A 26,037-nucleotide genomic window follows, 5' to 3' on the forward strand; every position below is an offset into this window, starting at 1 on the left:
GGCTGTCGGCTGTCGGCTTGACTGTCAGCTTGCCTGTCGGCTTCCGCTGTCGGCTGTCTGGTCCTTGAGCTCCGCGGCTCGCCTCAGAGGTATTCGGGTGCGTCGATGCCGAGCAGGGACAGGCCGCCGGCCAGCACCGTCCCGGCGGCTTCGGCAAGCGCCAGCCGGGCCCGGTGGGCGGCCGAGGGTTTCTCGTCGCCGCGCGGCAGCACCGTGTGCTGGAAGGCGAGCAGGGCGTCGGCGATGACGACCAGGTGCCGGGCGAGACGATCGGGAGCGCGGTGCGTGGCCGCTCGGGCGAGGGTGGAGGGGTATGCGGTGAGGGCGGTGATGAGGGGGGTGGTGGCGTCGGGGGTGGTGAGGGAAGTGGGGCGCACGGAGGGCCGGTTCGCGGCGACCGGGGCGCTCGGGGTGTCCGCGGGGTCCGGGTCGCCCGAGGCGGAAGCAGTGTCCAAGGCGCCCGGGGTACCGGTGAAGCCGAGTGCCGCGGCGTTGCGGGTGAGCGCGCGGGCTCGGGCGTGGGCGTAGCGGACCCGGAAGAGGGGGTTTCCGGCCCGCTGTACGAGGTGGTCCGCAGTGATCCGGGGGCGGTCGTGGGCGGCCGGGTGCAGGAGCGCCCAGCGGAGCGCGTCGGGGCCGAGGGGGGTGGGGTCTTCCGGCGCGGGGACGGGGCGGAGGTCGATGGGTGCGTCGGGCGCGGTGGCCGTGTCCGGGTCGCTGGGCCGAGCGTCCGGGTCGCTGGGCCGAGCGTCCGGGTCGCTGGGCCGATGGGGTTCGGTGACCTTGCCGGGCCGACCGGAGTCGCCGGGCTCACGGGGCGGGCCGGGGTGAACGGCGTGGTCGAGGTTGTCGGGGTTGTCGGGGTGGTCGAGGTCGTTGGCCTTGTCGGCGGCCTGGGGCCGCATGTGATCGACCTCTACGCGACCGCCCTGACTGGCGACGATCCGTACGAGCGCGTCGGCGACGACTTCCGCCCGGATGTCGTACGGGATCCGCAGCCGGACGACCTGCCCGGTGAGGGTGTCGCTGTGGCCGTACGGGAGGGGGCCGGGGCCTTGGCCGTCCCGGGTGCCCCCGGCTCCTTGGATCCGGCGCACCAGCGCCGTGACGGCGGCCCGGTCGAGATGGATGTTGAGGAACCCGGGGCCGGTGATCTCGACGGCGGCGACGCCCTCGCTCCGGCTGAGGTGGGACCGCAGTATCTCGGCGACCTGCAGCGGCGGCCGTCCGGCGGGCCGGGCCAGCTGCAACGCGATGTTCGTCGCGTAGTCCCCGCTCCCTCCGGGCCCCGGCGGAGTCACCACGGCCCGTGCCGGCACCGCCACGCTCAGCTCCCCCTCCTCCACAGCACGACGCACCGCGCGCAGCACGGTGCGGGAGAGCTCGACGGGGGTCACGGGGACAAGCGTAGGGGAGGAGGGGGGTGGGTATGCGAGCCGGTTTACCCCGGGGTCCGGGATGTGGACGGGGCGGGAGGCGACGGGACGCCGCGGCGAGGGGCGGGAGGTCACGAAGGGGGAAGGGCCGGAGGGTCCTGGGGGTGGAGGGCGAGAGATCGCCGGTGCGAAGGCCCGAAGGCCGCTGGGATGAGGTGCGACAGACGCCGCGGTGAGGGGCGAGAGGTAGACGGTGGTGGAGGGTGGTGGAGGGCTCGGTCGGCCGGGGATTCGCGCGCTGCATGGTGACGGTCGGACGGATGGCGAAGCGGCGTCGGGGGGCGGGGCCGCCCGAGGTCCGCGAGGTCCGCGAGGTCCGCGAGGTCCGCGAGGTCCGCGAGGTCCGCGAGGTCCGCGAGGTCAGTTTCCGGTTCGGCCAGCGCGTTCCGCGCGCTCGGTGTGGTCGCTCCCGCCAACCGGGGCGCCTGCGGGGGTGGGACCATCGGCTTCGATCCCGTACGACACGACTTCGCCGCCCCCTGCATTGCCTCGTTCCATCAACTTCCTTACGAGGGCAACGAGTTCGGTCGGATCGAAGGGCTTGGCGAGGAACGCGTCGACACCGACATCGAGCCCGGCCTCGACCTCGTACTGCGAACAGGCGCTGATGATGGCGAGCGGAAGGCGTCGCGTCCGGGGGTCGCCACGGAGCCGGGCGGCGGTACGGAGGCCGTCGAGGCGGGGCATGACCACGTCGAGGGTGATGAGGTCGGGCCGCACCTGATGAACGACGTCCAGGCACTCGGCACCATCAGCCGCGGTCACCACCTCGAAGCCCTCCAGCTCGAGGTTGACCCTGATCAGCTGCCGGATGACCTTGTTGTCGTCCACAACAAGCACCCGGCCGGACGCGCCTGGCACAACTCGAGAGTAGGTCCGCGCCCACCGCCGCGTCCGGGTTTTCCCCACTTCCACCCCCTGCGGGCGGTCTCCCCCCAGCTCAACCTCACCCTCCACACCCGCAAAAACCCGTTCATGATCTCCCTCGGAGAGCTGGTAGGGTTCTACCCGTCGCCGCCGAACAAGGCGCCCGACACGCCCCCGTAGCTCAGGGGATAGAGCAACGGCCTCCGGAGCCGTGTGCGCAGGTTCGAATCCTGCCGGGGGCACCTTGCATGAGGTGCCCAAAGACCCCGTCACCAGCGGAAACGCTGAGGCCGGGGTCTTCGCGTATGTGCAGCCGTATGCCGCTCGGAGCGGCCGTATGTCGGGTGCTGTGGACTATGTGTGGACTGGCCGCAGGGCACGAATCCGCAGGTGGGGCCAGGGAAACGACGAGGCCCCCGGACCGTAGTCCAGGGGCCATCATGGCGCAGGTGCACGTGTCGGAGGTGTGTCGGGATCAGGTTCCCTTGCCGGGCCCGTCCTCCTGGTCGTCGTCCTCCCCGAGGAGTTCGGCGATCCGACGGTTGGCGACGTCTTGCCGACCGTCGAGGCACTTCGCGTAGCGGCTCAAGAGCACCTCGACGCTGTTGCCCGCACGCTCCGCAACCTCGGTGGGGTCCACGCCAGCGTTGAGCCAGGACGACAGAGCGGCGTGCCGCAGGTCGTACGGGCGGGCAGCCAGCGGCGAGGCCACCTGTTCCGGCGTGAGCGCCAGGTGCCGCGCCTCGTCCCAGACACGCCAGTACGTGGTGGAGGCGACCACTCCCCCGCGCTCATTGGCGAACAGCCGGCCGTCCTTGGCCGTACCGAACTCCTCGATGTGCGCGAGCAGGATGCGGACGAGGCGGGGCGGAATCGGAACAATGCGGGTCTCGTTCGCGGGCCGGTTCTTGAGCCCGCGGTTGTCGTGCACCTCCCCCGTGCCAGTCCAACGCTTGCCGACGGTGGGACGGCTCTTCTCCAGGATCAACGAGCCCCACCCGGTTTCCGGCAGCGTGCAGTCCGGACGACGCAGCGCCACCGCTTCCGCCGGCCGAAGTCCACCGAAGTACATGCAGGCGAAAAGCGCGACCATGCGGCGCCCACGAGCCCGACGGTAGCCACCGACGTACGAGACAGCGCCAAGGAGTTCAGCAGCCTGCCGCGGGTTCACCACGACTCGGCGGTCTACTTCCTTGGCCACCTTCGGCAGCTTCCACTTCACGAGCGTGACCGGGTTCTCCGGGAGCTCCCCCAGCTCGACCGCATAGGCCAGGGCGTTGAACAGGACGGCCCGCTTGCGCCGCACCGTCTCAGCGGCAGCCGGGGCCCCGGACAACGTGAGCTTGAGCGAGTCGAGAACGCTGCGGATATCTGCCGCATTCTTGAGCGTGGCCAGCGACAGCGAGGCTTTGGCGACCCAGCGGAGGGCATTGGCGATGTCAACTGGCGGCGCTTCCTCGTCCGGGGCTTGGACGACGAAGGCCCAGCCGCGCAGGGCACGCCGCAACACCTCGTCTGCCGGACGACCGGGCCGGTCGCCCAGGAGCTGAGTCGTGACGAGTGTCATCGTCTCGTTCAGGCTGTCACGCGAGTTCGGGGCAGCATGCGGCCACTTCATGGCGACGTAAGCCCGCGCGAAGTCGTACCAGGAGAGGGACTCTTTGACCGGTGCCATGGAGTCCGGCAGCCCGGTGTCCGTGTCGAATGCCTCGCCCTTTTGCGCAGCCCGAAGCAGCTTCGCGCGGAAGTTGTCAGCGAGCGCCTTGGTCCGAAAGGTCTCGGAGAACGGTGGGACGTCCCCGACCTTCCAACGCACGTCGTATGACGGCGTCTTGTACGGCCGCTTGCGGATGCCCCACACCTTCACGTCATGCGACTTCACGCCGCCTCCCCAAGTCCGTGAAGCCACGCGGTGAAATCACTGCGCCAGAAGCGGAGTTCACCGTTCGGGAGCTTGATCGCTTCCGGAGCCTGTCCCAGCTCACGCCAGCGGTAAAAGGTGCGGCGAGAGATTCCACCCAGTTCGGTGAGGACCTGCGGGACAGTCATCAGTTCGTCTCGTCGGCGATCCACGCCGAGTCTCCTTCCGTGTCGGGGGTGGCGTCGGGCGTACGCGATGTCGCGAACCAGGTCTCAGCAGCGGTCAGGCCAGTGCCGGCGAAGCGCCAGTGCGAGAGGACGAGGACGGTGTCCGGATCGGGCAGCGGATGGCCTGCTTCGGCGGCGCGTTCGCGGGTGAGTGCTTCGTTGTGGTCGGCGCGTTCCTGGCGGAGGGCGCCGAGGGTGACGGAGTAGGCGCGGGACTTGGTGGAGAAGTGGCCGCGGAAGCCGAGCATGTGGGCCCACTTGCGCAGGCGCAGGTCTTCGAGTTCGGGGCGGGCGCCGAGGTGCCAACAGGTGAGGATCAGCTGTCGGGCGTGGTCGGTGACGCCGGAGCCGATGAGGTCGGTGATCGGGTTGCGGATGGGGCGGTCGAGGGTGCCGGCGGTCTCGGCGCCCTTGGTCGCGTACTTCGCGATGTATGAGGCGACGGCGCGGCTGGAGAGTTCCGAGGTGCCCGCGAAGTCGGCCGAGCGGATGGGACGGACGTCGAGCTGTTTGCCGAAGCGGAAGGTGTAGGGGCGTGCGTCCAGGACAGGGCCGGGGGCTTCGGCAAGGCGCGCCGACGTGCGGATTGTGTCGGTGAGGAGTTCGGTCGTTGCCCAGGACGGTGGGGTGTCTTCGGCGCCCTCAGGGCCGTCGAGACGGATGACGGCATGGAAGTGGACAGCGCCGCGTTGCTGGTACTCGGCGACCTTGGCGTACGAGACCTTGAGGCTGTCGCGGAGTTCCGAGCGAGTGAGGCCCGCGCGGGAGGCGAGTTGCTGGCGCAGGTAGGTGGTGAAGCGGGCCCACAGGGCGCCGGCGTGTGCGTTCCACAGGACGGCGGCGCGGTAGTCGTACCGGTCGGGGTCGAGCGGGGTACCGAGGGCGGGGTCGTCCTCCGGGTGGGCCCCGCCGCAGCGGCACCGGCCGCCGTTGGGGCGGTTGTGAACGGGGCCGAAGGAAGGGGCGGTGAAGGTGGCGAAGACGCGGGGGTGTTGGGCGACGGCAGGGCCGATGCCCTTGCCGCCGCTCAGTCCGGCCGTGACGAGGTGGAACGTGTCCTTGCGGTACACCTCAGCGCAGGCGGCGCACCGGGTGGCACGTCGGTTGTTGCAGCGGATGAGGAGCTGTCCGGCCGGAAGGTCGGTGTCGGCGATCTCCCGGACGATCTCTCCAGTTGAGGCATGGACGTCGAGTCGGTGGCCCTCCATGCGGACGGGCCGCTCGCAGCCGCCAAGATGCTGGATCTGTCGGGCGTATGCACCCAGGTCGCCGTGTCGGGCGAGGCTGGCCAGGTGACGGATGGCTCCGAGGGGAGCCGGGGGACGCATGTGCGGGTTCCTCCTTGCAGGGGTTCAGGTGTGACGGGCCCGCCCCTTCTGTCGAGGGGGCTAGACAGTGTGGGTAAGGGTGGGCCCGTGGAGCTGTCGCGTCAGAGGTAGGTCAGCGGTGGGTCAGGAGGGAGCGGATGACGACGGCGCACACGGCGACCGAGGCGGCCGTGACCGCGACGGCGAGGAGCATGGAAACGAGGACGGTGCCGACGACCAGGACCACGGCGGTGCCGCCGCCGACGAGGGCGAGCACGGTGCCGGGGGTGAGCTGGACTGCGGGGCGGGACGGGGCCGGAGTGGCGGGGACCGGTTGCGGGGTCAGGGCCGCCGAGGTGACGGCGCCGGTCGGCTCGACGAGGACGGGCGGGGTGACCAGGCCGGTCGGCTGAGGCATGGTCGGGATCTTCGGCCGGAGCATGGACGAATCTCCTTTCTCGGTTACTTGACGAGGGAGTTGATGACGGGGGCCAGCAGGCTGTCGGCGATGAGGTAGCCGCCGAGGAGGAGCACGGTGATGAGCCACCAGGGCGGGCGGATGAGCTTGACGCCCAGGACCCCGACGCAGAGCAGGGCAAGCCAGAGCGGTACGTCCATGCGGTTGATCTCCTGTCAGGTCAGGCCGAGCAGCGGTGGGTGCGGGCGGCGAGTTCGGCGGCGGCGCAGGAGTCGTACTCGGCGGAGAAGTCGCAGCGGGGCGCGGTACAGGCGGCCAGGTGGCGGTGCTTGCCGCGTTCGATGTAGGAGGCGACGTTCACGGGGCCGATACGGCGGACGTTGCGGAAGCGGCGGTGCATGGCGGGACTCCTTTTCAGAGGTGAGCGGCGACGGACGCGGTCATGGACGGGGGCAGGCCGAGCCGGGCGCGTACGACGTCGGGGTCGGCCGGGTGGCCAGTGGTGGAGTGGTGTTCGTCGGCCAGGGCGCGGACGCGGTCGACGAGGGCGGGCGGGAGCGCGACGGCGGGGACGGGTGCCGGGGCCCGAGCGGGGGTGTGGTCGGCCACCGGTTCGGCAGTGGTGGTGGCCGGTTCGCTGGTGGTGGGCTCAGTGGTGGGGTCGGAGACAGGGACTGTGGGCGATGCGGGGAGCGTGTCTCGGTCTGGCACGTCGACGGCCGGCGGGACGGCGGGCGGTTCGTCATGCGAAACAGTCGTCGACGGAACCGGGGCAACTGGCCTTTGCCGGGGGTGGTGGGGAGCGTGGGCGAGGAGGGTTCCGCCGAAGAAGGCGACGGCCGGCCAGCCCGCGACCATCACGCGGAGCCAGGCGGGGACGTGGTCGAGGTCGAGGAGCCCGGCAGTGGCGACATTGGCGCCGAGGGAGGCGGCCAGGGCCACCAGGAACCACAGACGTGGTCCCCCAGCCCCCTCCCCCGCTTCCTGGGCCTGCCGCATCCGGCGCCAGGCAGCGACCAGCAGCAGGTCGACACTGACGGGGTAGGCCCACGCCTTCCAGCCGCCCTGTCCGGCCGCAGCCGCGAGGTCGTGCAGGTGGGAGAAGGACAGGGCACCCGCAATGACCGCCTGGATGATCACGGCGTCCACCCGCAGGCGCTTGACCATGGCCGTCACCGGGCCGGGGGACGGCCGTTGGCGGTGGCGACGGCCCGAAGGACGAGGTCGAGGTTGGTCGCGTCCAGGCCGGTGACTGCGTCACCGAGCGGGACGGGGGCAGCGGAGTCGGCGAGCGAGGCAGCCAGAGCCAGGATGCGCAACTCCCCGCCGGAAGCGGGCAGTTCCCTGGACTTCAGAGCTTGGGCGACCTTCGGCCAGTCGATCCCGTACGGCCGCGGAAACGGACCCGAGTAGTCGATGAGGAGCAGACCGGGCCGCTCGGCCAGCCGCTTGACCCACATACCGTGACCGACCAGGAGGCCGATCGCGGCCCGCAGGGCAGGGGAGCCGTCAGCGGCGGTCGTCAGGGTGTCGGCCAGCTCGGTGGCATCGACGATCACCGGGTTGTCGTCGGCGCCGTACCAGGGACAGTCTCGTTCGTCGTGGTCGACGCCGGTTTCATCGCCGTCGACGTCACCGCAGTGCTCGCAGAACATCGGATTCCTTCCGGTTTTTGGCATGGGAGGGGTAGGGAGGCGGCGCGAGACGGTCACGCCGACCGGGTGGGAGGAAGGGGCTACTCGGTCACCGGGCGAGCGGTGGGCATGGCAGCGGCCGAGGAGGACGGTCCGCTTGACTCGACGGCGAGGGCGGGCCGGAAGGAGTCGAACCGGGGCAGGTCCGGGACCAGGGCGGCGGTGTCACGGCAGACGGCCGCAGCGTCGTCGAGGGTGAGGTGCGGTGCGCGGACGCGGGACCAGCCACCGGAGGAGTCGCCGACGACGGCGATGCCGGGCCGCTCGGCCGGGATGGAGGTGGCGGCGATCGCCGCCTCCGGGGAGATGTCGGCGAGTGCCATGTTCGCCGAGGCTTCGTCGTTGACGCGGTGGCAGACGCGGCCGGTCAGCTGGGCGCGCAGCATGGTGGCGCCCTTGCCGAGTTCGGAGCCGAAGCGCTGCCCGCACACCTCCAGATAGATGCCAGCCGCACGCCCGAGCTGGGCGAGGCGGATGAGCTTGGTGACCATGGCGTCCCGCCGCTTCTCGTCATCGCGGCTCGCGGCGAGGAACAGTTCCGCCACCTCGTCGACGACGACCACGATCGGTACCGGCCGTACGGATTCCGGCAACCCCCACACGTCCGAAGTGAGCACGGCGTCCGGACCAACCCCGCTCCCGGCACCGCTTCGGAGTCCGATGAGCCGGAACCGTGCCTCCATCTCGTCCAGCAGCACATCGAGGAGTTCGTCAGCCCGGTCGGAGGTGTCGGCGAGCGCGGACAGCCGGGGCGCGAACGGCGCCAGTTCGACACCCCATTTGCAGTCGATGCCGACGAGGACGACGGACTGCCGGGCCAGGCCGCACAGCAGGTTGCGCAGGTACACGGATTTGCCGGACTGCGTGGCGCCGAGGATCAGTTCATGCGGCACGGTGCGGAAGTCCCGTACGTGCCACTCGCCGTCCTCCCGCAGTGCCAGCGGCAGGCAGAGCGGATCGGAGGCCGGCCGACGCCGGGCGGGCCTGACTTCGGCGAGCACGTCCCAGCCGACCAGCCGCAGTTCGAGCCGCCCCGGCTTTGTGGTGCGGACGTACACGGCATGGACGCCCCAGGCGTGCCGTAGCCGGTCGGCGGAGGCCATGAAGTCCTCGGGAGCCTGCCCGGCCGCCATACGCAGCCGCATCACGAGACCGGACCCGGTCGGCAGCGGGAACGACCGCCGAGGCGGTACCGGCGCAGCCTGCCGCCCGACCATCCGGGCAGTGGCCCGACGGACGGCCGAGGCCGGGACCGTCAGGCCGCAAGCGTCCATCGTGTCCCGGTAGGAGACCAGCACCCGAAGGGCGGCGACCGGATATCCGACGCTCCACCAGAACAGGACCGGCATACGACGGCGCACGGCCAGCAGCACGCCCAGGACGAGCAGTACCGGCAGCAGAATCGACAACGGAACCCGGAAGTCGTCGGTCACGGCGATCAGCCCTGAACCGGAGCCGGAGCGTTGACCATGACGGCGTCGGCCCGGTAGGCGATGCCGTGCCGAGCACGCCCGCCGAACTCACTCTCCCAGGGCCGGGCGATCAGGCCCGACAGAATGACCGGGGCGCCCATGATCAGGCCGTCACCGATGCCCTGCTCGGGAACGGTCACTTTGATCATGTCCGAACCGCCGGACGCGATGAACACCAGCTCCACCGTCATGAGCCGCTGGTTGGTCACCGGGTCGACGGCAACCTCACCGGTCTGCCGGTCCCTCACCTTGACCTCCGGCAGCTTGGTGACGAGCAGCGTCGCGGCCGAGGTGTCTACGGGGATAACACGCATTGCCTGAACCTCACTTGGTTGTGTGCGCCGCTCACGCTGAGCGTCGCGATCTGAACTGGATACCCCCCTAGACAGCATGAAGGGGAGTCACCTCCCAACTGTCTAGGGGGGTGTACAGCTAAGGTAACCGCCAACCCATGAACTGTCTAGGGGGGTATACGAGAAGTCGCGACCTCACCACTCGCGTGAGCGGATTACGTCAGCCCAGCGCCCAGTGAAGGGCGGTCGCGTCGTCGCGAGCCTTCCCGCGCGGCCAACGTCGACCCTCAGGGTCGCCGGCCTCAGCTTCACGTACACGGCGGATCAACTCATCCGGCCCCGACGAGTCGAGGACGGACAACGCCTCTTGCCAGTCGGTGAGTTCGAACCGGTCGACGAGTCGCGTCGCGCCGTCACTCAGCAGCGTCACGGACGCCAGCGCCTCCAGCGGTACCGCCCCCGTCAGAGAGTGTTCGGCCGCCCGCGGATCGGGGCCGGCGATCCAGAAGCCGCCCGGCCGGTTACGGAGCCCGGTCAGGGCATCCCGGTACCCGGCGAGGGCGGCGGTGTGTTCCGGTGAGCCGGTGGGCAGTTGGTCGACGGGCCCGCGCAGCCGCTTGCCGACCTCATCCAGGCGCCTGTCGGTGACCACGGTCGTACGGCCGTCCTGGTCGGCCAGCAGCAGGGAGGAGTCACCTAGGACCAGGTATTCCAGCACTCCCCCGCCGATCCGCGCCGCAACGACCGTACTGGTCGGGCTGGCCCGGTACGCGAGGTCGCAACTGTCCTCGTGCAGGGACCGGACGAGGCCGATCGAGTCGGCCAGGCAGTCAACGAGCGGCTGAGCGGCATGTGCGGTGATGCTGCGCAGGAGCAGGCTGCCCAAAGTTCCGGAGAACCAGGCGACGCCATGCGTACAGCCCGTCTCGACCCCACCCACGCCGGCGCCGTCGAGGACAACAGCCGCGCCGGGAGCGGCAGCGGCGAAGTCCTCGTTCTCGCGGTCGGGTTCAGCGGGCAGCGTGGCGAGGGTGAACCTCACCCCGTCGCCTCTTCGTCGTGCCGGTAGAGCGGGCAGAGCAGTTCGGCGGACTGCGGTTCGCTGGTCTCCGGGTCGTACTCGACGCCGACCAGGGTGGAGAACCGGCGGTCACCGATCTGGCCCCACAGGGTGTTGAGGTCGTTGGCGAGCAGCTGCACGACGCCGAGGGAACCTTGCGTATGGATACCGGCGATGGCGAGGAGCGACCCGTTACCGTCCGGGCGCGGCAGCCGACCGAGGTATCCGACGTCGTACGGCCGAGACGGGTCGCCGTCCTGACCCGACCGGTACACGGTGCCGCTACGTCGGTCCACCACCGTCCAGGGCCCGTCTTCCGCACGCTCCCAGCTCAGAACGGGATCTTGCGCGTAGGTGTCCCACATCTCCTGGGACATGCGTGGTCCGCAGACGACGACGAGGCCGTCTCGGTTGAGGTCGATCTCACCGCCGACCGACACATGCTCCGAGGTGACGTCGAGACCGTACGTCCGCGCGAGGTCTTCCAGCCGCTTGCCGGAGCTGACGTCGTCCATGGCCACGACCGTCCGCCCGCGCTCGTCATCACGCCGCAGGGGAGTGGCGACGACGACGGAGCCCCGGCCGAGGAAGGCCCCTTCCGGCGCCGGGCCGGTGTGCCGGATCTGGTGAATGCGCCCGCGGCTCAGGCCCGCCTTCTCAGCGATCTGCGCATACGACAGCCCTTGCGCGTGCAGGTCCTGAACCACCCGTCGACGGAGGCGAGCCAGTTCGGTCACCTCTTGCTGTGCATCGGCCAACCTGGTCGTGACCTCGCGCAACAGCCGGTACGGATCATCAATCGCCATGATCCGCTGCAACTCGTCCGACATGACCTCACCTCCTAGCACTAACCAGGAGTCTAGGGCCCTAGACGGAATGGGCGGGAGACGGCGTCCCGTACTTACGCCAATCACGTAGAAGCTTGACCGCCTACCGGGCACACCCCGAGGGCTCACCCGCCACCGCCCACAAGGCGACCAGAGACGACCGTCAAGGCAGACTCGGTCACGCGCTCTCCCGCACCAGGTCCGCCCACACGGTCCGCCCGTCAGGCCAGGTCTTCACGCCCCAGTCCTTGGCGCACGCGGCGATCAGCGCCAGGCCGCGACCACCCTCCGCTTGGTCCGTCACGTCACACAATCGCGGTTCGCGTTCGCCACCCAGGTCGACTACCTCGATGCGCACGAGGTCGCTGTCGCCGCCGAGGCCGACGATCACGACGAACCAGCCGCCAGCCGCGCCGCTCAACGAGTGCCGCACAGCGTTGGTCGCCAGCTCACTGACGACCAAGACCGCTTCGTCGACCGGTCCTCGCTCTTCCAGCAGAGCAGCAACGAAGTGTCGAGCATGGCCCACCTCCTCGGCCAAGCCGGGAAAGGCACGGCACCACTTGGTTCGCATTGGGAGATCCCTCACTTTACGTCTAGGGGGCTAGACAGCGCAACGGCAGAGTATTCCCACGACTAGTCGATGAGCCAGGCATCTTGAGGAATTATTCCTCTATCGAGTGAGGAGGTCTCCCAAGTTGCGGAAGTCCGCCATCACCCGCAACAGCAGTTCCCGCACCTCGTCGCCGAAGATCGCCGCTCCCTCGAAGCGAACGAACGTCTCCGCGAAGGCGGCCAGTTCGGCGGAGTCAGCCGACACACGCTCACGGTCGAAGGTCTCGACGACGACGGCCCGCTGGTCGCACAGGGTGAACCCGTGGCGAGGCAGTACCGGCACCGGCCGGCGCCAGGGGATGACCCCGAGCCGTACCGTGCTCAGGCTCTCGACAGCCAGCAGCCGGTCGAGCTGGGCCAGCATGAGCGCCGGAGACCCCGGCCAGGTGCGCAACACGGCTTCCGTCAGCACGAACACCGACTCCCGCCCCGGCTCGTACAACACACTCTGCCGCTCGATGCGAGCAGCCACGGCCCGACCCACGGCATCAGGCGTCGAGTTCGGCGCACTCACGAAGACGTGCCGGGCGTACTCCGCAGTCTGAAGCAGAGCGGGCAGCACAACGCACTGGAACGAACGCACCAGCCGCGCGGATCGGATCTCGTCGTCAACGGATGTACCGGCGACCGGAGTTACCTCGTCTGTGGGCGGGTCAGCATCAGTAGCAGCCATCACGGCGTCCAGCAGCTCAACCACCCCGCGAATGGTCGGCTCGTCGAGGTCGAGGGCACGCGTGAGCCGGTCGAGCACATCAACGCTCGGAACCATGCGCCCCGTCTCGACCTTGGACACGGTCGGCTGCCCCACCCCGGCACGCTGCGCCAGCACAGCACCCGTCAGCCCGGCCTCTGCCCGAAGTACACGAAGACGCGCGCCAAGTGCCCGCATCCGGTCCCGCCGTTCACTCCCCATGCTCAGGGTTCTACACCACAGGGCAGCACGGAACAGAACAGTCGATCATGGCCACCGTCAACCATCAGATGGGATCGAAGTGTCAAGCATCTCCCGGGACCGGACACACAGGCCAGCACCAGCATGATTCAAACTTTCTCTACTGGTTCAAGGCGGCTCGCTCCGCTCACCGCGCGCGGCCCGGGCGCCGGCCGGGCCTGCGCTCCTGTCTCCGCCCCGCTCCAGCCCGGCCGGCGCCCGTGCCGCGCTCAGAGCAATCGGCGTGTGCTACCAGGGAGGGAGGAGAGGTACGACGCGGCTGGTGCAGCAGGCTCAGGAGCGCTCACGTGGCACGTCATGAGCCCCCTTCACGGGTCAGCCGTCGGGGCTTGCTCTGGTCGACGGCTCTGGCAACGTGGCTGAGGCCGGTGGGGGTGCAGCGAGGCACACGCGCACCTGCTCAGTCGGCTGGCGCGCCGTCGTGGCGGGCTTTCGGCGGCTGAGGCTGGGACGGGCCGCGAAGAAGGTGCCGGCCGTAGGAGGTCGGGTTGCCGTGCTCGTCTCGGTTCCAGCGAGTGGTACGCCCGAGCAGGTCGGTGTGGGACACGAGGTGGTCGTACCGGTCCAATTGCTGGGTCGTGGTGTGCCCGAGTGGATCTGTGATGACGATGATCTGCCCGCGCCGGTTGGCGCGGTAGGACGTGGTCCGAGCGCGCCTATTCCCGCGACGCGGTGGGAATCAACGCAGGTCACAGGCCGAGGCGTGAAGACCTCTGCAAGAATTGCGTTTTGAGCAGCTCCAGGGAGTCCTTGACGATGAATTCATTCCCCCATTGAAATTGGGCGGCACATGAAACGTTGTCCAACCTGCGCAGAGCTATGGATATCCCCCCCACAAGCCGAATGGGTGAGGATATGATGGTTCTCTCACCCAGGTCGACACTCTTCTGCGAGCCCTTCACCGTGAAGTGATCCATAATCCTACCTCGTCGAGTTATGGAGACTTCCACCACGGCCCCTCTGCAGTTAAATACGTTGATTATGCCGCCAATCTTCGTGTATACCACTCCGTCCTCATTCGAGGAGGGAGTGAGGTCGGACTTCAGATCGGCACCTGGAGGAAGATTCCAGGTCAAATTTGGGTTATTGGGCGGACAGGCCTGCGGCTGCGGACAGAAAGAGAATGACTCAAGCTCGGCTTTTGCCCCGGCCTCGACTTTCAAGTAGTCCGAAGCGTTCGATCCATATGCAACGACGGTTATGTAGAGCAGAGTAAAAGAGAGGACCGCCGCTTGAGCGATGAACGGGGTAAGATGCAGGGCGATCTTTTTAAACCCTGCATGATTGGTCTTCCTATAGACAGACCGATTCGCCTCCCACTGGTGTCCGGACAGCTTTACATGCAATCGTTCGTGACGGAACTGATAGGCAACTCCGCTGCGACGTAACACGCCGAGATCGTGAGAATACCGAATGAATCGAGTGAACCTCAAAGGGAGCTGGCCTCGGAGTAGAAACCATAGGTGGGAGATGCGATATGAAGCCCATGCTGACCCGACCAGCGTGGCGACACCTACAATGCCGCCAGAAATGGCCGCAATGAGAGTCGCGCGTCGCCCATCAACATCGAAAGCAAGCCATAGCCATCCACCGACCAGCCCCATCATAACGAAAAAGCTGACACTTGCTGTCAGCAACGCAAGACCAACGGACCGCACCTTGAGGGTTTCCGGACGACGGGCGAAGCCCTCCGCGACATAGATGTTCCGCAAGGGATCATGGAAAATTAGATGTGCCAATACCGAGGAAAGCGACCCCATAAATGCTCCGAAAAATATTCCGATCTGTCCGAGCATCATGTAGCCCAGCCAGCCGCAACTGACACCATAGGCTAGGCCGACGAAGATACTGGTGACCCATGAATCAATCTGCCACCATGCAAATTCATGAGTCCTATCCGATTGCATCTGCCGCGCAATCACCTCAAGATAGCGCCGTGCCCGAGCGGAACGATATCGACTGCGTGACTCCCTGTAAACCGTATCCAGGTAGCTCTCGAGAAGGTGGTCCTCAATGTCCTCGGACTTTCCGAACCTCGGCAGTTCGAGGAGTTCGTCCGGGTTCGTTGACCGAGATTGATAAGCGATGCGCGCCAGGTAGAGCATGAGAGGCGAAGAGAGGACCTGCGCCAAAGGCGAATACGGGTTTTCCTGCAGTGACTGGAATACGGTGTCCCATCGATTGTCAGATTCCTCAAGCGTTTGCTGAAGGAATCGTTCAGCTGACTCGGTCGATACGGGATCAAGCTCTACGACTGCCGCTCTGCTGAGGCGTTGGCCCTCACGAGCCAGAGCTTCGTACTCATCTGAACGGCACGTCATCAGGAGCCCTTTATCCGACACGATCGCGTCTTCGATCGCGTTAACTACTTGCCCCCTGACAGCTTCCGGGACTTCGTCGAGTCCGTCCAGGACGGGCATGACCTGTCCCTCGTCAAAAAGTTTCCGCTCGACGCCTTCACCGAGAATCCGGTTCTTATGCAGACTATATCTGAAGTTCTTGAGATTACGGACGACCCAATCTGACAGGCTATCGCTCGAGCGCCACGAGGAAAGTGACAGAAGAATGGGCACTGGTTCGCCCGGTTCCCATGAGTTCAGTAATTCCCAGGTAAGGAGAAGCGCGAGCGTACTTTTCCCGGCCCCTGGCCTGCCGATGACCACCACCTGCCGCCTTAGCAGACTGCGAAAGTAGTCGGGTACGTCCCGCACGTCACCGTGTTGTAGAGCACCGCCGGAGCCCAAGACCTGCGGTTTGGTGTGAACGGGACGCCCTGAGCGCGACCACCGCACCCGGATCGGCTCCGGATGGTCCAGCCGAAGCCGTCCGATCTCCCGCGCAAGGCTTGCTTTATGCGCATTTCGGAGCCTGGCTGCGGCGTCTTCTATGGGGCTGACAGGTCCGCCGTTGAGGACTTGGATCTGTAGGAGGTCACCATCTACGTGCGTCCTGGTGATATTTTGTCGGACTTTGCGCCACATGGCCGGCCCCCGTAGTGCAGACTGAGTCGCAATGGTAAGTGCGCGCTGGGGGTGCGGGGATGGGAATGACAGGCAAACGTGTCCTGGCTGCCGGAGCCACGGTCGTCGTCTCGGCGGCGATCAACGTGGCCGTAGGCAAGTGGACGCAGGACTGGTCATGGGCTTGGCTGGCCAGCGTGGTCGTTCTGATCGTTCTGGGGGCTGCGTTGCAGATGTGGCTCACACAGAACGAAGAGTCGCGGCAGCGGCGTCAGGTGTTCAAAGACGTTGAAGGCCGGTCACTGAAGCAGAAGATGAAGGGTGCCGGTGACCAGACGGTAGAACGGGCCAAGATCAAGGGAGACCTCACTCAGACTCAAGATGAGTAAGGACTTCGAGACCTCCAGGTGTCCAAGCGATCGCCCGGATCGGCATCTGCTTGGCCCGGTGCAGCCTGCGTGGCCGCCATGGACAGCCCCGCCAGTAGCCAAGCGGCGGTGAACACAGCCAGGTTGGGTGCGTACGCAATGGCCAGCACGGCCGCGACGCCGAGCACTGAGCTGGTGGTCATCACGGCGCAGGGGCCGCGTTTGTCGAGGATGCGGCCGACGGGCATGCCTGCGAGGGCGGAGATCAGCAGCGCACCAGAGAAGGCAGCGGTCGTGGCGGTCGTGGACCAGCCGGTGACGGCGGTGATCTGCGGGTTGAGGACGGGGAAGGCGTTGTAGACGATTCCCCAGCCGGTGATCTGGGTGGCGCACAGGGCGGGCAACGCGGGGCGAGGCCGTGACCGGTCCCTCGCCCCGGTCACCTCGCTGGTGTCGAGGTCGGTCATCGGCGGATTAGCAGCAGTTGCCCGCAGCGACCGGTTCCTTCGTGCCGGTGTCGGACTCGGCCGTCCCTGTGCAGCAGGTGCTGCCTTGCTGCTTGGCCCAAGGAGTCGGCGTCCGCCTTGACGACGTACACCTCCAGGGGTTCCCTGGCCGCCCGGTGGCGGGCGTGGCTGGCCGCGGAGCTGGAAAACGAACCGGCCACGCACGGCCTCCGCTGCAGGTCAGACCTAGAACAAGCCGCACCACTCTTAGCTTCCCAAGCTGAGGGCTCAGGCGTCGTGGGCACGGACCGGCCATCGTGCCTTGCACTGGTCGACGGCAGTGACAGCGTGGCTGAGCCCGGTGGGGGTGCAGCAGCGTGGTCGGTTGGCGCACCCGCCGTCGTGGCTGACTGTCGTTGGCTGAGGTTCACACGGGGGTCCTCCGCACGCCGGCGCACGCGATCAGCCTGCTGCCGTCCTCGGTGAGGAACAGCATGAATGTCCAGGAGCCATCCGCAGCCCTGATCTGCCCCAGACGAACCGGAAGCTGATGCCGGCCGAGCAGTTCAACAGTGCGGGCCAGGTTCGTGGTCTCGATGCCCCGGCGGCGTGTATGCCGCAGCCGACGTGCATAGACATGGGCGAGCGGCTCAGCAGACGTAGGCTCGTCCCAGACGATGTGAGAACCGCCGCCGCGGAGTGCGGCCAGAGCGACCACGGACGCCTCGTCGTCGCTAACCAGCAGCCGCTCGAGTAGTTCCCGCTCCATGCCGTCACCCCCACCCGGATCCTGCTGTACAGCAACCGGATACAGCGCCCACAGCAACCGGCCCCACCCCGAAGCGTCTCCCTGGGGCCGACGTGCGACCTGTATGTCCGTCAGCGACCGATCTCTGTAGAGCTACGGATCAGAAGGCTTCTGACATCCACGGCCGACATCAACGACGCCGGACGGTGGCGTACACCAGCGTCTCTGTCCGGCCGTCGGACCAGTCGACGGCCACAGCTAGAGCGGAATTGGATCGAACTCCTAAAGCGGTGCTCAGCCAGCCGAGGACTATCTGAGCTCCTGGACCGTGTCGTGGACTGCCCGCCATCTACACGTACGCGCTACAGCATGAGCCTTTTCCAACCTGGCTCGGTGGGTGGGTAGGTGCGCTGGTGGGGCGGTGTCCGGACGTGAAGAAGCTCCTGGTAGACGGGTTCACGACCAAGATCGCCTGTCCAACAGGAGCTTCCGCGTGCTTGTCTACCCGTCCGGCGTCGATGTGTCCACCTCGTCCTTGCGCTACCTGTCCGCTCGCCTGCGGGCCCGCCGTCAGGAACGTGGAACTCGCTGGCGCCGCGTGAGCGCGGGCCGCCAGGCCCTGCTCGTCCTGGCGCACCTGCGCTGCGGTCATACCTACGCCCAGCTCGCCGCCGGGTTCGGCGTCGGCACCACCACCGCCTACCGGTACATCGCCGAGGCCATCGATGTCCTGGCCGCCCTCGCCCCGACTCTCGCCGAAGCGATCAAAACCGCCTCCGCCAAGGCATACGTCATGCTGGACGGCACGCTGCTGCCGATCGACCGGATCGCCGCCGACCGCCCCTACTACTCCGGAAAACACAAGAAACACGGCATGAACGTGCAGGTCATCACCGATCCCGCGGGGCGGCTGCTGTGGGCCTCACCCGCGCTGCCCGGCGCGGTCCACGACATCAAGGCCGCGCGGACCCACGGCATCATCGACGCCCTGACCGAAGCCGGCGTCGCCTGCTTCGCTGACAAGGGCTACCGGGGTGCCGGCGGCACGATACGGCTGCCCTACTGGGGCCGATGGGAGACGCTGTCCGCAGGAAAGCAAACCGTCAACCGCTCGCACGCCAGGATCCGCGCACTCGTCGAGCCGGCCATGGCCACCCTCAAGACCTGGCGCCTCCTGCGCAAGCTCCGTTGCAGCACCACCCGCATCACCAAGCTCGTTCAGGCCGTCCTCACCCTGCACCTCACCTGCTCAAACTGAGGTTGGAGACAGTTCACTTCCTCGCCATCGCCGCAACCCTTATATGCCACCGCAGGCTCACCAACTGAAATGACGCCCAAGTAGGAAAAACCGGTGGACTTCGTCGGGATACTTGGCAGTAGAGGCGGTCGCTGGCCGTCCTTCATCCGGACGCGGCGTTTCGGCAATCAGTTTGGATGGCTGTGCCTAAAGCGCTCCGCAGTGAACGCGCGCTTGCCGACCACTGTCCCCATCGTGGCCGATGGGGCGCTGGTGGAGTGGGGACCTGCGTCGGTGCGGCGTGCCGCGGTTTCCCACGAAATCCGGTGGAGTCTCAACGGCCGGAAGTGGTTGAGTCCTGCTCAATGCTTCGCTGACACGGCCCGGCACAGTGCGAGGCGCAAGGTCCGAATCGCAGGCGTGGTCTAGCCCGCGTGGCGTCGAGTGATGGAGGTTATCGCGGTGGCTGGTTATGGGGCGCTTTCCGACGTATACGAGTGGCTGATCGGGGACGACAGGTTGACCCCCGCCAAGGCAGCCGCGGTTTACTACAGCGATGTCGTGGGCTCTCTGCCGCCCAACGCGCGCGTCCTCGACTGCGCGTGTGGAACCGGCCAGCTCGCCGTCGGTCTCGCGAGTCTTGGCCTTGACGTGGTCGCCGCAGACGCCAGCAATGGGATGGTTCGCCGGACCGAGAAGGCCGCCGACGAGCAGGGTGTCTCGCTTCGAGCCCTCCGCGCGAGCTGGGATGAGCTGCCCGACCACCTGGAGGACTCCACGTTCGATCTGGTGTTCTGCGTCGGCAACTCGCTCGGGCACGCCGAGGGCGCAGCCGGGCGCCTGACCGCACTGGAAGCGATGTCGCGGCTGCTGAATCCGGGCGGACGCCTTGTGCTCCACTCACGCAACTGGGAGCTCGTGCGCTCCGCCGGCTCACGGGTAGACGTCCGCGATCGACTCATCCGCCGCAACGACCGCGATGCGGTCGTCAGCTACTACTGGCAGATCGAGCAGCGCTGGGAGCAGGAACACTTCCTCGAGATCGTGGTCGCCCAGATCGAGCCGGATGGGGCAGTGCGAGCCTGCTCGGAGCGGTTGTCCATCTGGCCCTACCGGTACGAGGACCTCGTGGCGCAGTTGCGGAGCGTCGGGCTCACGGTGCAGTCCACCACCTTCGACCCCGAGAGCGATGGATACCTGGTGGTCGCCAGCCGCGACCAGGCGCGAGGCACGTCTGAGCCGGCGCGCTGATCCGCCTTTCGTCGTCGTTGCCAACCTGCCAGCTCGCGACCGCCTGCAGCGCTTCGCGAAGTGTTCAGCGCTTGAAGCGGTTGCTGCGGGTGCGGTCCTCACCCTGCATCTGACCTGCTCAAGCTGAGGTTGGAAACAGCTCCATGACTGCCACCAGCCCTGAGAGGTCATGTCAGTTGCTCAGCGATGTCATCGCCTAGTACGGGGAGGCCGTTCTGCAGTGAACCCTTGAATTGACTGTCCAGAACGGCCGCCATGAGGGTGAGTATGCCGGCAGCCTGGTGCGGTTGATTCTTGAGCGGAGTCTCGAAGGTTGCCAGTCGGATGATCACACCGATGGCCGACTTCTTCTGATACAGCAAAATTTCGGCTGTCTCGACGGAGGGCAGTGGGCAGGCCTTCCGATCATGGCCGTCGTGGTCGCCGGGGCACAGGTACTCGATGTCTTGCGACTGCAGCCACACTTGCAGCTCGCGACATCGCGACTCACTCAGACGTTCCCACGTCGAATCGAACTCGCTCTTGATCCACTTCATGGTCACGGCCGTGATGCCGTGGTCTTTCTTGAGCTTCTCGTCGATGGCATGGCGAGGCATGGCGACTCCGATGTAGAAAATACGGAAAGAGACCAGCTTGCCCGAAGCTAGTCCACCATGGGGCGACAATGACGGACTCTCGTAGCTGGGGCTGGGAGCCACAGAACTTGGTGCACGGGACGTCACTAGACGAGGCAGAGCCGGGTGATGGGTGCCGCTACGCGCGCCGCCAGTCGCCACACCCGCCTGCGTGAAGGACGGCACGGCATGTAATGTGCCCTCACCTGCAGGCTTTTGGGGGGATCATGCATATTCGCACCACCGCAGCCGGACTCGCGTTCGCCGGAGTGCTGTTGGTCGGCTGTAGCTCCACCGACACCTCGTCGAGCACATCTCCGAAGAGCACGAGCTCCGTGGACCCAGCCGCGGCCGAGAAGCCAGACGCAGTGACCGCACAGCAGGCCGTGGCAGCGCTGGGGAAGTCCATCCCGGAGTTGAAGCTCGTCCAGGTCTATACCGAGGCCAACGACCCGAACCACCTGCTCGGGCGGCCGGGTGGCTACACCAGCAAGGCCGCATTCTCCGACGGCCGTGTCTCCTCTGCGGACGTCGAGGGTCTGGACAAGGACGCAATTGAGCGCGGCGGCAGCGTCGAAGTCTTCAAGAACGAGGACGAGGCGAAGGCTCGGGCGAAGTACATCGAGACGATCGCCAAGTCCATGCCTAGCGCGACCGAGTACCACTATGTCGTCGGCGGCATCCTCATCCGTGTGTCGAACCTGCTGACACCCACTCAGGCAAAGGACTATGAGGCGGGGGCCAAGAGCCTCTGACGTGCGCGGCATGAAGCACTCACCCTTGGGGCTGTCCGACTACCCCGCGCCGATCGCAATGGGCCGCTCTCTCGCAGATGCAGTTCAGGCATGGAGTGCTCGTAGAGCCTCCCGGGCTGGGCCCGGTAACAACGAGTCGCCGCGGGCGCAACCGTCCCCGTCATCTCGGCCAGAGAAGTCGCAGCGCACGGGCAAGACGTCCCGGCCTCGCTCCTAAAGCCTCAGCCGACTGTGGCCTATCCGTGGACTCACCTTGCCCGATCTGCCACGTGCAAAGCGATGACCTGCTACGTTGCCCGGGTGTCAAGCGGCCTCCGGAGCCGTGTGCGCAGGTTCGAATCCTGCCGGGGGCACCTTGTATGAGGTGCCCAAAGACCCCGTCACCAGCGGAAACGCTGAGGCCGGGGTCTTCGCGTATGTGCAGCCAGATGCCGCCCGAAGCGACCGTATGTCGGGGTCCGTGGACGGGATCTTGGCACATCGCTGCAGGTCACTGTCGGATTCCAGAGACGACCTGCGAACGCGACCTTCCCGGCATCGCGCCGCGCTCGACTGCTTAGATCATCGGCATGACGGACTGGTCTCGGCTCCACCACGCCTACGGCACGGCAGAAGACGTTCCCGAGCTGCTTGACGCAGTGGGTCCGGACGCGCAGGACCCCGGCTGGGACGAACTCTGGTCCCGGCTGTGCCATCAGGGCACCGTCTACTCGGCGAGCTACGCGGCCTTGCCCGCTCTCACGGAAATGGCTCGTCAGTGGTCAGCGGTGGACCGGAGGGCGCCCCTCTACCTGGCCGGCTCCATTGTGGCCGGCACAGATCAGCGGTACGGCGATGAGGATCCCCAAGTGACCTACGCCTCCCAGATATCCGACCTGGCGCAACTCACCGAGGAAGCCCTCCAGGACCCGGGACTGGCCGACGCCCCCATGAGCTACGTCGACTTGCTGAGCACACTGCTGAGTTTCCAGGGCGTCGAAGTCTGGGGCGAGCAGCTCGACGGGCTGAACGACGAAGAGTACGAGGTGCCCTGCCCCTCGTGCAGTGCGGAGAACTTCATAGCCTTCGGCAAGTACGGCTTCTTCTCGACCACCGACAGCATGTACATGGAGCCTTCCCCCACCGCGAGGCAGGTGCCGCTGCTACCTCAGGCGCCCACAGCTTTGGAGGGGCTGGCCCAAAGGCTCTACTCCCGCGCACTCGCCGACGGTCAGCCGGACATCGCAAGCAAATTGACCTACGTCTTCGGTAACGCGCAGTGCGCCGAGTGCGATGCCGTCTTCAGCGTCGAGGAAACCATCGTCGCCCGTTGCGGCTGATGACACTGTGGTCGCCAAGCGCCACAGGTCGAACCGATTGAGAGAGCCCGGGAAGATCGCGTCACTCGTATTCGCGAAGCAGGTCCTCGATACGCCGGTTGGCGACGTCCTGCCGCCCGTCGAGGCACTGCGCGTAGCGGGTCAGTAGGACCTCAACGCTGTTGCCGGCGCGCTCGGCGACCTGTATCCGCCTGCCTACGGCTCCTCAATCTCTGGTTGGCAGCGGCTCGTGACGGTGCCAGATCAAGTACCGGTCCTCGCGGCGCAACTCCGCGGAACCCCACTCAATGCGCATGACGCCCTTCGCCATGGAGCAGGCATAGGCGACGAGGACGAGCTGCACGTCTTCGGGAAGCAGCTCCAGGTCTGGATGTACCTCGGAGTCATCGAGTTCTCCCCAGTCCAGGTCGAATGCCTGCTGCCTGGGAGGAGGGCCGTGGCGTCGGATCAGTTCGGCTCGAAAGCCCGTGGCCCGACGGAGACGTGCAGCCGTGACGGGCACGTCCTTCTTCGCATAGCGGAGGGGGTAGATCAGGTGGCCGCGGACGAGCATCATCGTGCGTCCTTGCAGGCGCACAGCTTCCCCGAGCCCGGAGATGCCGGAGGCTAGTTCCTCGTATTGCACCGCGTAGAGGCCATGTCCGTAGGCTTCGAGCGTCTGAGTGTGGACGCCCTCGTGTCCGGTGCGGGCCCGATCATGAGCCCTGAGAAGGCAAGCCGGGATGACGTCCGCCAGTTCACCGGCTATGTCCCCGAAGGTCTCACGTGCCCATTGACTGGCTGAACCCACGACGTACCGCCCTCCCCTGGTGGTCTTGCAGCGCAGCACCGAGCAGCATCCATCTGAACCGTGCTGCGCCCAGGCGAGTCACACAAGGTGGCAACCAGCGCACAAAGGGAGCGCACACCACCTGAACAGGGTTCACCGCACGTGCCGCTAGCGTGCTGCAAGCAGCGGACGGTCCCATGGCCCTATCGCTCGCAGTGACGGCAGTCCTGACGGCAGTCCTGACGGCAACGACTGCGGACGGTCACGGCGGCTTCGCGGCGCCACACGGATGCGATCTCAAATGTCCGATCCCGCAAGATCTCCTTGCGTGGGCTGTTTGTGGGGCGGAGAGTCGCAAGGGAGCACCATCCGGCATACGGAGAAGCGGGGCATTTGGCTTTGGTGGCCAGTGCCTGGCATGCCGTGGGCAGCCCGTCGCCGTGTCAGATGCGAACGTCGGTACCACGACGCAACGGCTCACGGCATGCTGGGCACTTGAGCAGGTAGGCCGCAGCAAGGATCTGCGCGCTTCCGGAGTCGGGCCACGAGTTGGTCGGGCCGGGCTCCGGCGCTGTGGCCCGATTCCGGCACATCGACTGGCCCGAGCTAGGGCTACGGCCTCGCCGACGAGTTCGACCTGCTCTTGATGTACGCGCGGGTCATCCGTGAGGCCCAGTCCGCCGCTGACACGCTGACCCGCTGACCCGCTGCCCTGCGGGCACACCTGAACGCCGGTCTGTTGCGTCGGCGCTGGACGGACCTGTTTCTGCCCGCTCCGGCCCGTGCGGCCCGGCGGACCCGCTTTTCCGAGCTGGCACCTGCGGCGGCCGCGGCGTAGTGGACGAGCTGCACCGCCGACTGATCCGCATCGGGCTCGACGCGCTCGCCGGGCGACTTCGGCTACGCCCTCGCAGGCGGCTACGCGTTCAAGCCCACCTGATCGTCAACCGGGTCAGTAACGAAGTCGACCTCCTCGCCCCGATCAACCGGGCCACCTCGAAGATGCCCGCAGGACCTGTGGACGGGGAGACGCTCAATGCCTGGATGCGCTGGTCGGCCATCGCGGCCCGTCCGTACAGGCGACGCACGGCGCCCCCGGCGGCGCTTCACCGCGTTCAGCTCGAACACGCCTTTGCGGAGCGTCGCCTCGGAGATCCCCTACGCACCCTCAGGTCGGCATCCCGCGCTCGGCAAGGCCGCTTTCATAAGCGATGATGACCAGTTGGGCGCGGTCGCGGGCATGCAGCTTGGACAGGAGGCTGCTCACATGGGTCTTCACGGTTGGCAGGCTGATCACCAGTTGCTGGGACATCTCGGCGTTCGACAATCCGTTCGCGATCAGCACGAGCACCTCCTGTTCCCGCTTGGTGAGCCCGACGAGCCGCGGGGCCGACCGAGTCGTTTCGTCGCTGCGGGAGAAGTTCGCAATGAGACGGCGCGTGACGGTGGGTGCCAGTACACCCTCGCCGGTGGCGATGACGCGAATGCCGGCGACCAGGTCGGACGGTGAGGCGTCCTTCAGCATGAATCCGCTCGCGCCCGCCTGGAGGGCCGGGTAGACGTACTCGTCCATGTCGAACATCGTGAGGGCCAGTACCCGTACATCGGCCATCGTCTCGTCGGAGCAGATCTCCCGCGTGGCCGCGATGCCGTCCATGACGGGCATCCGCAGATCCATCAGGACGACGTCCGGTTTGAGTTCCCGGGCGAGTTCCACTGCCCTGGCGCCGTTCCCCACCTCGCCTATCACTTCCATACCGGGTGTCGAATCGATGAGGACACGGAAGCTCCCGCGCAACAGCGCCTGATCGTCCGCGATCAGCACCCGGACCGCCTCAGCCATTCCGCATTCCTCGCACGCTGCTCATCGGGGCCACCGGATCCGTGACTTTAGCAGTTCCGTTTTCTCAACTGCCTTGCTCCCAGGAGCTGTTGAGGCAAGAGCGGCCAGGGTGAGGCGTGCCGCGGATGTCACGACCCGCCGATCACCAACTCACCCGCCCCCCGCCCCCTGTCCCCTGTCCCCGACCGTGACGGTGGCGCCGTACGGCTCCGCGAGCCGGGCGAACTCCTCGCAGCTACCGACGCCTAGGCACTTGATGAACTGGTCGAAGTCGCCGGCGTCCTGAAGGGCGGGGGCTCACAGGCCGCGGACTTGGTTCATCCCAGTGGCCATATCGTTTGGGCCGACCTGTTCGGCCCGTGATCTGTCTGGGAAACCACGGGGAGGCCTGTCCCACTGGCATGGGCGCATGTCTCAGGGAGGGTCCGTCACGCGTCCCAGCGACTGTGCCGGAGGTAGCCGACGGCCAGCGCCGCCACGGTCCACACGAGCAGTACCGCGAATCCGGTGTACGCGTCGTGCGAGTCGATGGTGAGCATCCGCATGCCGGCCTGGTCGGGGAAGTACCGCGCCACCTCCTTCGTCGCTCCGATGACGGACAGGATCTGGGACCCGGCGAGCACCATCGGGAGCAGAATGGCCAGGGGCAGGATGGCGCTGCGGGCCATGGTGGCCACACCTGCCGCGAACAGGCTCAT

The 26,037-nt window shown here is 67.0% G+C and carries 27 protein-coding genes, 2 tRNA genes and 1 pseudogene; 7 read left to right on the plus strand and 23 right to left on the minus strand.

The genetic code is table 11. From position 1 onward, the window contains the following. Positions 1-83: 83 nt before the first annotated feature. Complete coding sequence (gene nrtL / locus AWZ10_RS07315) at positions 84-1,397, minus strand: ArgS-related anticodon-binding protein NrtL (protein WP_079104310.1); 1,314 nt, start codon at positions 1,395-1,397, stop codon at positions 84-86. A 399-nt stretch (positions 1,398-1,796) separates the two neighbouring features. Next, entirely contained in the window at positions 1,797-2,393 is a 597-nt protein-coding gene (locus tag AWZ10_RS07320) for a response regulator (RefSeq protein WP_244172422.1), read from the minus strand. Positions 2,394-2,473: 80 nt separating this feature from the next. Here AWZ10_RS07320 and AWZ10_RS07325 point away from each other — a divergent pair. Continuing rightward, a tRNA-Arg gene (locus AWZ10_RS07325) sits at positions 2,474-2,545 on the plus strand. 233 nt (positions 2,546-2,778) lie between these two features. Here the strand turns inward: AWZ10_RS07325 and AWZ10_RS07330 are convergent. From AWZ10_RS07330 to AWZ10_RS47340, 15 genes are all read right to left on the minus strand, one after another. Further along, positions 2,779-4,185 (minus strand): tyrosine-type recombinase/integrase, encoded by a 1,407-nt coding sequence (locus tag AWZ10_RS07330; protein ID WP_060890694.1) that lies wholly within the window; start codon positions 4,183-4,185, stop codon positions 2,779-2,781. Then, positions 4,182-4,352: a helix-turn-helix transcriptional regulator gene (locus tag AWZ10_RS07335; protein WP_005480293.1), complete on the minus strand. Its 171-nt coding sequence runs from the start codon at positions 4,350-4,352 to the stop codon at positions 4,182-4,184. The genes AWZ10_RS07330 and AWZ10_RS07335 overlap by 4 nt, the downstream gene beginning before the upstream one ends. Continuing rightward, positions 4,352-5,719 (minus strand): replication initiator, encoded by a 1,368-nt coding sequence (locus tag AWZ10_RS07340; protein WP_060890695.1) that lies wholly within the window; start codon positions 5,717-5,719, stop codon positions 4,352-4,354. Before AWZ10_RS07340 ends, AWZ10_RS07335 begins: the two co-directional genes overlap by 1 nt. Before the next feature lie 112 nt (positions 5,720-5,831). Further along, positions 5,832-6,140: a hypothetical protein gene (locus AWZ10_RS07345; RefSeq protein ID WP_060890696.1), complete on the minus strand. Its 309-nt coding sequence runs from the start codon at positions 6,138-6,140 to the stop codon at positions 5,832-5,834. 20 nt (positions 6,141-6,160) lie between these two features. Then, positions 6,161-6,316 (minus strand): hypothetical protein, encoded by a 156-nt coding sequence (locus AWZ10_RS50005; RefSeq protein WP_005476066.1) that lies wholly within the window; start codon positions 6,314-6,316, stop codon positions 6,161-6,163. 20 nt (positions 6,317-6,336) lie between these two features. Continuing rightward, positions 6,337-6,516: a mobile element transfer protein gene (locus AWZ10_RS07350; RefSeq protein WP_060890697.1), complete on the minus strand. Its 180-nt coding sequence runs from the start codon at positions 6,514-6,516 to the stop codon at positions 6,337-6,339. Between the two features lie 14 nt (positions 6,517-6,530). After that, complete coding sequence (locus tag AWZ10_RS07355) at positions 6,531-7,283, minus strand: DUF2637 domain-containing protein (protein WP_060890698.1); 753 nt, start codon at positions 7,281-7,283, stop codon at positions 6,531-6,533. A gap of 5 nt (positions 7,284-7,288) precedes the next feature. Continuing rightward, the gene (locus tag AWZ10_RS07360; RefSeq protein ID WP_060890699.1) at positions 7,289-7,771 is read right to left on the minus strand and encodes a hypothetical protein; all 483 of its coding nucleotides are present in this window, start codon (positions 7,769-7,771) and stop codon (positions 7,289-7,291) included. Between the two features lie 80 nt (positions 7,772-7,851). Continuing rightward, a complete protein-coding gene (locus tag AWZ10_RS07365) occupies positions 7,852-9,159 on the minus strand; it encodes an FtsK/SpoIIIE domain-containing protein (RefSeq protein ID WP_244172424.1) in 1,308 nt (435 codons plus the stop codon). 89 nt (positions 9,160-9,248) lie between these two features. Continuing rightward, a complete protein-coding gene (locus AWZ10_RS07370) occupies positions 9,249-9,596 on the minus strand; it encodes an SCO3933 family regulatory protein (protein ID WP_013000714.1) in 348 nt (115 codons plus the stop codon). A 199-nt stretch (positions 9,597-9,795) separates the two neighbouring features. Beyond that, positions 9,796-10,617 (minus strand): protein phosphatase 2C domain-containing protein, encoded by an 822-nt coding sequence (locus tag AWZ10_RS07375; protein ID WP_060890700.1) that lies wholly within the window; start codon positions 10,615-10,617, stop codon positions 9,796-9,798. Then, positions 10,614-11,465 carry a sigma factor-like helix-turn-helix DNA-binding protein gene (locus tag AWZ10_RS07380; protein WP_060890701.1) on the minus strand — a complete coding sequence of 284 codons (852 nt, stop codon included), beginning with the start codon at positions 11,463-11,465 and terminating at the stop codon, positions 10,614-10,616. The genes AWZ10_RS07375 and AWZ10_RS07380 overlap by 4 nt, the downstream gene beginning before the upstream one ends. Before the next feature lie 175 nt (positions 11,466-11,640). Continuing rightward, positions 11,641-12,036 (minus strand): ATP-binding protein, encoded by a 396-nt coding sequence (locus tag AWZ10_RS07385; protein WP_060890702.1) that lies wholly within the window; start codon positions 12,034-12,036, stop codon positions 11,641-11,643. A 99-nt stretch (positions 12,037-12,135) separates the two neighbouring features. Then, a complete protein-coding gene (locus AWZ10_RS07390) occupies positions 12,136-12,990 on the minus strand; it encodes a helix-turn-helix domain-containing protein (protein ID WP_107417394.1) in 855 nt (284 codons plus the stop codon). Positions 12,991-13,718: 728 nt separating this feature from the next. Then, positions 13,719-15,695: an NACHT domain-containing protein gene (locus AWZ10_RS47340; protein ID WP_159058227.1), complete on the minus strand. Its 1,977-nt coding sequence runs from the start codon at positions 15,693-15,695 to the stop codon at positions 13,719-13,721. Positions 15,696-16,075: 380 nt separating this feature from the next. On the opposite strand from AWZ10_RS47340, the gene AWZ10_RS07400 reads away from it, so the two are divergent. After that, positions 16,076-16,378: a hypothetical protein gene (locus AWZ10_RS07400; protein WP_159058228.1), complete on the plus strand. Its 303-nt coding sequence runs from the start codon at positions 16,076-16,078 to the stop codon at positions 16,376-16,378. A 47-nt stretch (positions 16,379-16,425) separates the two neighbouring features. Here AWZ10_RS07400 and AWZ10_RS07405 read toward each other — a convergent pair. Next, positions 16,426-16,824 (minus strand): annotated as a pseudogene (locus AWZ10_RS07405) (MFS transporter); the annotation flags it as partial. Positions 16,825-17,230: 406 nt separating this feature from the next. Further along, complete coding sequence (locus AWZ10_RS07410; RefSeq protein WP_341846081.1) at positions 17,231-17,629, minus strand: hypothetical protein; 399 nt, start codon at positions 17,627-17,629, stop codon at positions 17,231-17,233. Positions 17,630-18,044: 415 nt separating this feature from the next. Between AWZ10_RS07410 and AWZ10_RS07415 the strand changes: the two genes are divergently transcribed. Next, positions 18,045-18,809 carry an IS5 family transposase gene (locus tag AWZ10_RS07415; RefSeq protein WP_060890707.1) on the plus strand — a complete coding sequence of 255 codons (765 nt, stop codon included), beginning with the start codon at positions 18,045-18,047 and terminating at the stop codon, positions 18,807-18,809. A gap of 426 nt (positions 18,810-19,235) precedes the next feature. Continuing rightward, positions 19,236-20,039: a class I SAM-dependent methyltransferase gene (locus AWZ10_RS07420; RefSeq protein ID WP_208618460.1), complete on the plus strand. Its 804-nt coding sequence runs from the start codon at positions 19,236-19,238 to the stop codon at positions 20,037-20,039. Between the two features lie 167 nt (positions 20,040-20,206). On the opposite strand, the gene AWZ10_RS07425 is transcribed toward AWZ10_RS07420, so the two are convergent. Continuing rightward, positions 20,207-20,839: a hypothetical protein gene (locus AWZ10_RS07425; protein WP_159058229.1), complete on the minus strand. Its 633-nt coding sequence runs from the start codon at positions 20,837-20,839 to the stop codon at positions 20,207-20,209. Between the two features lie 41 nt (positions 20,840-20,880). Between AWZ10_RS07425 and AWZ10_RS07430 the strand changes: the two genes are divergently transcribed. From AWZ10_RS07430 to AWZ10_RS07435, 3 genes are all read left to right on the plus strand, one after another. Beyond that, positions 20,881-21,408: a hypothetical protein gene (locus AWZ10_RS07430; protein ID WP_063809743.1), complete on the plus strand. Its 528-nt coding sequence runs from the start codon at positions 20,881-20,883 to the stop codon at positions 21,406-21,408. Between the two features lie 294 nt (positions 21,409-21,702). Then, positions 21,703-21,761, plus strand: a tRNA-Ser gene (locus AWZ10_RS51405). Between the two features lie 216 nt (positions 21,762-21,977). Then, on the plus strand, positions 21,978-22,727 hold the full coding sequence (locus tag AWZ10_RS07435) for a hypothetical protein (protein WP_060890710.1): 750 nt from the start codon (positions 21,978-21,980) through the stop codon (positions 22,725-22,727). Between the two features lie 205 nt (positions 22,728-22,932). On the opposite strand, the gene AWZ10_RS07440 is transcribed toward AWZ10_RS07435, so the two are convergent. From AWZ10_RS07440 to AWZ10_RS47355, 3 genes are all read right to left on the minus strand, one after another. Continuing rightward, a complete protein-coding gene (locus AWZ10_RS07440; protein WP_046709671.1) occupies positions 22,933-23,517 on the minus strand; it encodes a hypothetical protein in 585 nt (194 codons plus the stop codon). A 1,147-nt stretch (positions 23,518-24,664) separates the two neighbouring features. After that, positions 24,665-25,339: a response regulator gene (locus AWZ10_RS07445; protein WP_046710140.1), complete on the minus strand. Its 675-nt coding sequence runs from the start codon at positions 25,337-25,339 to the stop codon at positions 24,665-24,667. Between the two features lie 428 nt (positions 25,340-25,767). Then, entirely contained in the window at positions 25,768-26,037 is a 270-nt protein-coding gene (locus tag AWZ10_RS47355; protein ID WP_159058230.1) for a hypothetical protein, read from the minus strand.

It is taken from the genome of Streptomyces europaeiscabiei, from assembly GCF_001550375.1.
Taxonomy (GTDB): Bacteria; Actinomycetota; Actinomycetes; order Streptomycetales; family Streptomycetaceae; genus Streptomyces; species Streptomyces europaeiscabiei.

Coding starts and splice junctions, on each gene's coding strand:
- AWZ10_RS07400 (WP_159058228.1), top strand. CDS start 16,076: ATGACAGGCAAACGTGTCCTGGCTGCCGGAGCCACGGTCGTCGTCTCG.
- AWZ10_RS07445 (WP_046710140.1), bottom strand. CDS start 25,339: ATGGCTGAGGCGGTCCGGGTGCTGATCGCGGACGATCAGGCGCTGTTG.
- AWZ10_RS07385 (WP_060890702.1), bottom strand. CDS start 12,036: ATGCGAACCAAGTGGTGCCGTGCCTTTCCCGGCTTGGCCGAGGAGGTG.
- AWZ10_RS07420 (WP_208618460.1), top strand. CDS start 19,236: ATGGAGGTTATCGCGGTGGCTGGTTATGGGGCGCTTTCCGACGTATAC.
- AWZ10_RS07365 (WP_244172424.1), bottom strand. CDS start 9,159: ATGCCGGTCCTGTTCTGGTGGAGCGTCGGATATCCGGTCGCCGCCCTT.
- AWZ10_RS07435 (WP_060890710.1), top strand. CDS start 21,978: ATGACGGACTGGTCTCGGCTCCACCACGCCTACGGCACGGCAGAAGAC.
- AWZ10_RS47355 (WP_159058230.1), bottom strand. CDS start 26,037: ATGAGCCTGTTCGCGGCAGGTGTGGCCACCATGGCCCGCAGCGCCATC.
- AWZ10_RS07430 (WP_063809743.1), top strand. CDS start 20,881: ATGCATATTCGCACCACCGCAGCCGGACTCGCGTTCGCCGGAGTGCTG.
- AWZ10_RS07350 (WP_060890697.1), bottom strand. CDS start 6,516: ATGCACCGCCGCTTCCGCAACGTCCGCCGTATCGGCCCCGTGAACGTC.
- AWZ10_RS07345 (WP_060890696.1), bottom strand. CDS start 6,140: ATGCTCCGGCCGAAGATCCCGACCATGCCTCAGCCGACCGGCCTGGTC.
- AWZ10_RS07390 (WP_107417394.1), bottom strand. CDS start 12,990: ATGGGGAGTGAACGGCGGGACCGGATGCGGGCACTTGGCGCGCGTCTT.
- AWZ10_RS07335 (WP_005480293.1), bottom strand. CDS start 4,352: ATGACTGTCCCGCAGGTCCTCACCGAACTGGGTGGAATCTCTCGCCGC.
- AWZ10_RS07355 (WP_060890698.1), bottom strand. CDS start 7,283: ATGGTCAAGCGCCTGCGGGTGGACGCCGTGATCATCCAGGCGGTCATT.
- AWZ10_RS07370 (WP_013000714.1), bottom strand. CDS start 9,596: ATGCGTGTTATCCCCGTAGACACCTCGGCCGCGACGCTGCTCGTCACC.
- AWZ10_RS07340 (WP_060890695.1), bottom strand. CDS start 5,719: ATGCGTCCCCCGGCTCCCCTCGGAGCCATCCGTCACCTGGCCAGCCTC.
- AWZ10_RS50005 (WP_005476066.1), bottom strand. CDS start 6,316: ATGGACGTACCGCTCTGGCTTGCCCTGCTCTGCGTCGGGGTCCTGGGC.
- AWZ10_RS07380 (WP_060890701.1), bottom strand. CDS start 11,465: ATGTCGGACGAGTTGCAGCGGATCATGGCGATTGATGATCCGTACCGG.
- AWZ10_RS07360 (WP_060890699.1), bottom strand. CDS start 7,771: ATGTTCTGCGAGCACTGCGGTGACGTCGACGGCGATGAAACCGGCGTC.